The sequence below is a fragment of the Tychonema sp. LEGE 07196 genome (assembly GCF_963890365.1).
Lineage (GTDB): Bacteria > Cyanobacteriota > Cyanobacteriia > Cyanobacteriales > Microcoleaceae > Microcoleus.
Map to the genome: position 1 here is coordinate 1 of NZ_CAWPRX010000156.1, position 5,824 is coordinate 5,824.

At 48.1% G+C, this 5,824-nt stretch carries 7 protein-coding genes and 1 pseudogene; 2 read left to right on the top strand and 6 right to left on the bottom strand.

The features are described from left to right. Positions 1-207: 207 nt before the first annotated feature. Positions 208-555: a glycine zipper domain-containing protein gene (locus AACV78_RS18095; protein ID WP_228042720.1), complete on the top strand. Its 348-nt coding sequence runs from the start codon at positions 208-210 to the stop codon at positions 553-555. Positions 556-576: 21 nt separating this feature from the next. Here the strand turns inward: AACV78_RS18095 and AACV78_RS18100 are convergent, their stop codons facing one another. Continuing rightward, the gene (locus AACV78_RS18100; protein WP_194009149.1) at positions 577-1,173 is read right to left on the bottom strand and encodes a cytochrome c oxidase subunit 3; all 597 of its coding nucleotides are present in this window, start codon (positions 1,171-1,173) and stop codon (positions 577-579) included. A gap of 5 nt (positions 1,174-1,178) precedes the next feature. Here AACV78_RS18100 and AACV78_RS28755 point away from each other — a divergent pair. Then, positions 1,179-1,388 (top strand): annotated as a pseudogene (locus AACV78_RS28755) (hypothetical protein). Between the two features lie 6 nt (positions 1,389-1,394). Here the strand turns inward: AACV78_RS28755 and AACV78_RS18105 are convergent. From AACV78_RS18105 to AACV78_RS18125, 5 genes are all read right to left on the bottom strand, one after another. Continuing rightward, complete coding sequence (locus tag AACV78_RS18105; protein ID WP_194009150.1) at positions 1,395-1,595, bottom strand: hypothetical protein; 201 nt, start codon at positions 1,593-1,595, stop codon at positions 1,395-1,397. An 80-nt stretch (positions 1,596-1,675) separates the two neighbouring features. Continuing rightward, the gene (ctaD, locus tag AACV78_RS18110; protein ID WP_194009151.1) at positions 1,676-3,349 is read right to left on the bottom strand and encodes a cytochrome c oxidase subunit I; all 1,674 of its coding nucleotides are present in this window, start codon (positions 3,347-3,349) and stop codon (positions 1,676-1,678) included. Positions 3,350-3,407: 58 nt separating this feature from the next. After that, positions 3,408-4,325: a cytochrome c oxidase subunit II gene (locus AACV78_RS18115; RefSeq protein ID WP_194009152.1), complete on the bottom strand. Its 918-nt coding sequence runs from the start codon at positions 4,323-4,325 to the stop codon at positions 3,408-3,410. Positions 4,326-4,387: 62 nt separating this feature from the next. Beyond that, positions 4,388-5,005, bottom strand: coding sequence for a DUF2231 domain-containing protein (locus tag AACV78_RS18120; protein ID WP_194009153.1), 618 nt, complete (start codon positions 5,003-5,005; stop codon positions 4,388-4,390). After that, positions 5,002-5,496 (bottom strand): DUF2231 domain-containing protein, encoded by a 495-nt coding sequence (locus AACV78_RS18125; RefSeq protein WP_194009154.1) that lies wholly within the window; start codon positions 5,494-5,496, stop codon positions 5,002-5,004. The genes AACV78_RS18120 and AACV78_RS18125 overlap by 4 nt, the downstream gene beginning before the upstream one ends. Positions 5,497-5,824: the final 328 nt, after the last annotated feature.

The window sequence follows — 5,824 nt, forward strand, 5'->3', positions numbered from 1 at the left end:
TTATTAAGGGGAGGGAGTAATACCAAATTCATAAAATAGCGCTACATATCTACCCCCCCCAACCCCCCCTTATTAAGGGGGGAGTCAAACTTTCGGTAGTAGCATAACTTTATGAAATTGGTGTAAGAAATTCACAAATGATTTAGGATTGCTACATAAAAGCAAAAATTGAGAATAAACAGCAAAATTTGTGAGGAAATGATGGCAATGAATGATGCTAAAAAGATGAATGAGACGAATGAAAATGCTACCGATCGATCGGAAACATCCGAGTCTCACCCGATCGCCACAGGATTGGGCGCAGTCGGCGGCGGTGTAGCCGGTGCGGCTATTGGTAATTCTGTTGGCGGAAAGGTTGGTGCGGCCATTGGTAGCATCGCAGGGGCGATCGCGGGCGGTATGGCAGGCAATGCGGTGGCTGATGTTGCTTCAGAGGCGATCGCCGAAATTCAGCCGGCGATCGGGTTAGGTTTAGGCGCTAATGCTAAGCCAGTGGAATTGCCCAAACATTACACTTGGGAAGAATTACAAGCACTATCAAAACCGCAAGGGTAGGGTTTTGGCAAAGAAATAGAACTACCACAGATAAACCAGCGAGAACAAAACAATCCAGATCGCATCAACAAAGTGCCAAAACAAAGAAGCTGCACTCACGCCGAAGTGGCCGCCGTTGTAGTTCCCCGGAAGGAAAGAACGGACAAGCATAATTAGCTGCAAGATAATCCCGACAAAAACGTGCAAACCGTGAAACCCAGTCAGCAGATAAAATGTCGCGCCGAACAACCCTGTAGTCAGCCCAAAAGATAGGTTGTTCCACTCGATCGCCTGATTAACTAAAAAGTAAGTTCCCATCAACGATGCCGTCAGCCACAGCAAGCGAAATAAACCCAGTTTCCGGCGATCGAGGGCCTGTTCGGCAAAGTAAATGACAAAACTGCTCGAAACCAGTACCGCCGTGTTAATCGCAGGTTTAAGCACCTCTAATTTCGGGATACCAGGAGGAATCCAGTTGGGAGTTGTCTGCCGCAAGATGATGTAGGCGGCGAAAAAACTGAGGAAAACCATACTCTCGGAAAGCAAGAATACGGTAAAGCCAAACATCCCCTTTTTGCGATCTTGAGAATTTTCGTTGGTTTCTTGGGGCGATCGCCCTGAATGCGTAGGATTTGCCATAAGTTATTGGTTATTGGTTATTGGTTATTGGTTATTGGTTATTGGTTATTGGTTATTGGTTATTGGTTATTGGTTAGTGGTTATTGGTTATTGGTTATTGGTTATTGGTTATTGGTTATTGGTTATTGGTTATTGGTTATTGGTTATTGGTCATCACGAAGAAAATACCTCTAGCATTCGATCGATCTCAATTATTGAAAATATCTGCGTTATAGCGGTTCTCAAGCGTTGTGAGGTATGCCCTGCGCGGGCCAATTGCCCTGTTTGGCCAATGCCCTGCGCGGGCCAATTCCCAATTCCCTGCGCGGGCCAATTCCCAATTCCCAATTCCCTGCGCGGGCCAATTCCCAATTCCCAATTCCCTGCGCGAGCCAATTCCCAATTCCCTGCGCGGGCCAATTCCCTGTTTGCCCAATTCCCAATGCCCGACAGCAGCTCCTATGAGAGTTTGAAAGCCTTTAATCTGTGTTGATCCGCCCGAAATCAGCGGTTGAAATTGCAGCTATTCTTGAGCAGAAGCCTGGGTAATCGGATCGGGAGAATCGACATAGTGGTACGGCGGCAAAGTCACAATCGGAATCTGGGCAAAATTCTCAACAGGCGGCGGCGAAGAAACAGTCCACTCCAACCCCGTAGCGTGCCAAGGATTGTCCGTTGCTTTCGGGCCCTGCAGCGCGGAAACCACCATATTGACGATAAAAGGCAGCGTCGATACCCCCAGCAGAAATCCCCCCAAACTGGCAATGACGTTCAACCCTTGGTATTGCGGATCGTAGGAAGCAACCCGGCGCACCATCCCTTGCAAGCCCAACGGGTGCATCGGAAAGAAAGTCAGATTGGCCCCGATAAAAGTCAGCCAGAAGTGGATTTTGCCCCAGCCCTCGGCGTACATCCGCCCAGTCATCTTGGGAAACCAGTAGTAAATTGCTCCAAAAATCGCAATTGTGATGGTGTTGAACACAATGTAGTGGAAGTGGCCGACTATAAAATAAGTATTATTTACGTGCAGATTAAAAGGCACGGCCCCCAGCATAACGCCCGTGATGCCGCCGAACAGAAACATGACTACGCCACCCAAGGCAAACAGCATCGGCGTTTGTAGGTGCAGCTTTCCGCCCCAAACGGTAGCAGTCCAAGCGAATACCTTAACGCCAGTCGGCACGGCGACTAACATGGTGGAGAACATGAACAGCATCCGCATCCAGCCGGGAGTGCCGCTGGCGAACATATGGTGTACCCAAACGAAGATGCTGACTAGAGAAATTGCAAAGGATGCAACCGCTACGGATTTATAGCCAAACAAAGGGTTGCGGGAAAAAGCAGGCAAAATCTCGGAGAAAATACCGAAGGCCGGCAGCGCCATTACGTAAACTGCAGGGTGCGAGTAAAACCAGAATAAGTGCTGGTAGAGAATCGGACTGCCTTCGTTAAAAGGATCGAAAAAGGTTGTCCCCAAGGCTAAATCGAACAACATCAGCACCGCAGCCGCTGTCAGGGCTGGCAGGCAAAACAGTTGCAGCAACTGGGCGCTCAAAACCGTCCACACAAAGACTGGCATTCGGAACCAAGTCATGCCCGGTGCTCGCATTCTGACGATCGTCGTTACGAAGTTAATTCCCCCCATAATCGACGAGATGCCCAGCAGCGCCACACTCACCAGCCAGATCAGTTGGCCGTTGATTAAATCGCCTGACGGGTTCTGGATGCTGACCGGCGGGTAAGACCACCAGCCGGCCTGGGCGGTGCCGCTGGGCAGCAAGAAGCTGGAAATCAGCAGGATGCCTGCGAAGGGAATTATCCAGAAGGAGATGGCATTGAGGAGGGGAAACGCCATGTCCCGCGCCCCGATCGCCAGCGGTACCAGGTAGTTGCCTAGACCCACCATGCAGGGGAAAACCCACAGGAAGATCATTATTGTCCCGTGCATGGTGAATAAGCCATTGTACAGCGGGCGATCGACTAGATTTAATGCTGGAGAGATCAGTTCGGCGCGCATAATCATCGAGAATAAACCCGCGATTAAAAAGAAGATAAAAGCGGTAATTAGGTACTGAATGCCGATAACTTTATGATCTTTGCTGAAGCTGAGGTAGCGCCGCCAATGAATCGGATTTTCGCGGAGATCGCTTTCAGGATTTTTCCCGCCGGCTATGTTTTCTATCGAGTTATTTGTCATTTTTCAGTTACTTAGTTATTAATCGAGAGCAAATTCTGTTTTTTGCCGAATAGTTCGATCAGTTGGGATGATTTACCACAGGAGGCGGAGCCGGTTTCACAGTGGGCCAGAAGCTGCCTCTGGTTTTCTGGAGTTGTTTTGTGTGTTCGGAAACCGCCTGATTGCTTGCAGGAGTTGGCGATTGTGTCGCAGCTTGGGTCAGCCAGCGATCGTAAGCTGCGGGGGATTCAACGTACACATCCGCATCCATCAGGGCAAAGTAAGTGCCGCTGAATTGAGAATCTCTCAACCGATATTTGCCTTCTCGGATCGGCGCAAACACAAAATTAATACTGCGGTTGGGAATGATATCTTGCTTGATGCGGAATTCAGGAACGTAGAAACCGTGAATAACATCCAGTGATTGCAATGTCAGCCGCACGTTTTGATTAACTGGCAGGTGCAATTCTGTACTGGTAACATTCTGGCTCGGATAGCGGAAAGACCAAGACCACTGTTTAGCAATTACCTCAATTTCTTCAGAAACTAATTTAGAATTGTTGTTGTTTTCCGTAGGTTTTTCGGCGGCATAAACAGGTTCTTCTAGAGGCAGGTGCAAGTGGGCGATCGGTGTCAAACCTTGGATGTTGATTTTCTGATAAATCATGTAGCTTTGAGCTGCAATCCACGTCACTAACAACACCGGAACAACTACCCAAAGAACCTCGATTTTCCAATTCCCCCTCGCAGGATGACCGTGGCTGAAGTCTCCTTTCGGTGCGCGGGAAGTGAGGATAGAATAGAGGATAATGGCAGCAATTCCGATAAAAATAAACGTTCCGATAGACACCAAGAAGCTAAACAGATTGTCAACTTGTTGGGCTTCTGCGGTTCCCTGACTGGGCATCCAAGAATAGGCCTGCTGTCCTACCCAGTGGCTGGCTATCATATCTAAGGCGATCGCGATCGCCAATAGCAAGCTCATGAAAACTTTCATAAAATTCCTGCTGCTTGAAAAGATGCGTATTCTAAGTCGAAACTCTTAATTTATTTACCTATTTACTGGAGGGCAGAACTAGGATTTAATCCCTGTCGGAGCAAAGCCGCAGCCGTATTGTGAATCCCAAACTGATCTCCCATGTGTGCTCCGAGCGTCCCGTGAACGAATAGTAAACCCAGCATGACAACGCCTGCTAGCAAATAGCTCCACTGCACTTGTCTGCTGGCTTCCCTGCGCCAGCGGTAGCGCTGAAACCCCCTCCACACGGTCAGGGCAACGATCGCCCCCAAGAGCAAAACTCCGCCCAAACCGTGCAGTACCATCGTCGGCGCTGCACCCAACCCCCACGCACTCTTGACATTCGCAGGGGGATCTGCGAGCATAATCTCGAAAAATCCGGCTGCGACAGTAAAAAATGTGACGATCGCACTTGCCACCAAATTGTACCAGCCCACATCATAAAAGCCCGATCGCAGCGCAGGGACAGCCAAAAATTTCAAAATCGGTCTTTCTAACGGAAAAAGATTTCCTGCTATATCAAACAAGATGGCAATTATAAACAAACCCAGGGTAAAATGCACCAAATTCGGATGAATTGGCACTTCGTAGGGCAGTCTGTTTGCACCTAGCTTGAACCCCAATTGATCGGTAAGTTGCTGCACAAGTTGCGAGTTCATTGCAAAATTCCTCTTTTCGTCGCTTCAACGATCGGCTCTACGTGCAACCCGTAAACCCAAACCAGCCGAGTTCCCAGATATGTTTGAAATAAAACCAAACAACTCAAAAAAGTTGTCGCCCCCAGATAAGCCGGCGGTACTTTCAAGGGATTGCGCCTGCGAATTACAAAGCGCCAACCCATAATACCCGCCAGAATTGCCGCCAGCAACCATCCCGTAATCGCGTGCAAATTCAGTACCGGTTTAACCACCTCGTAAGGTTGCGCCAAACCAGCTTCAAACTGACCGAACATCACAGCTAGGAATATGGAAACTGTCGCCACAAACAAGTTCCAGAAACTCACCTCAAACAAGCGGTGATTGCGAGTTAAATATCCAACAACGTCGCAGAAAAATGAGAAAATTACCATCGCAATTACAAAGTGGACAAGAATCGGATGGAGCGGATCGGGATAAGGTAGATTTTCGCTATTGAGAGGTAGAGCAGGCATTGCTTTGTCCTTACGGCATCAATGAATTATATCATATCCAATCAATTACCAAGTATCAACAATTCACAGGTTCGTAGTGAGGAATTTAGTTCTTATAGCAATTCTAAATGAGTCGTAAACTTTTTACCCCACCCCAACCCTCCCCGTTCTAGGGGAGGGAGTAAGAAATTCACAAATGATTTAGGATTGCTATATAATTGCGGGCTAAAGTCCTCACTACAAACCAATCTTGTCTTTATGGTTAGAGGGCAATACGGTTTGCTGAAAATTGCCAATTTCATATCTAATACCATTTTTCTGACCTATGTGGTATGGATGAAGTTTTAGC

What these genes read in the sequence shown, in the direction of transcription:
- AACV78_RS18095 (WP_228042720.1), top strand. Translation starts at nt 208, where the DNA reads ATGAATGATGCTAAAAAGATGAATGAGACGAATGAAAATGCTACCGAT.
- AACV78_RS18100 (WP_194009149.1), bottom strand. Translation starts at nt 1,173, where the DNA reads ATGGCAAATCCTACGCATTCAGGGCGATCGCCCCAAGAAACCAACGAA.
- ctaD (WP_194009151.1), bottom strand. Translation starts at nt 3,349, where the DNA reads ATGACAAATAACTCGATAGAAAACATAGCCGGCGGGAAAAATCCTGAA.
- AACV78_RS18115 (WP_194009152.1), bottom strand. Translation starts at nt 4,325, where the DNA reads ATGAAAGTTTTCATGAGCTTGCTATTGGCGATCGCGATCGCCTTAGAT.
- AACV78_RS18120 (WP_194009153.1), bottom strand. Translation starts at nt 5,005, where the DNA reads ATGAACTCGCAACTTGTGCAGCAACTTACCGATCAATTGGGGTTCAAG.
- AACV78_RS18125 (WP_194009154.1), bottom strand. Translation starts at nt 5,496, where the DNA reads ATGCCTGCTCTACCTCTCAATAGCGAAAATCTACCTTATCCCGATCCG.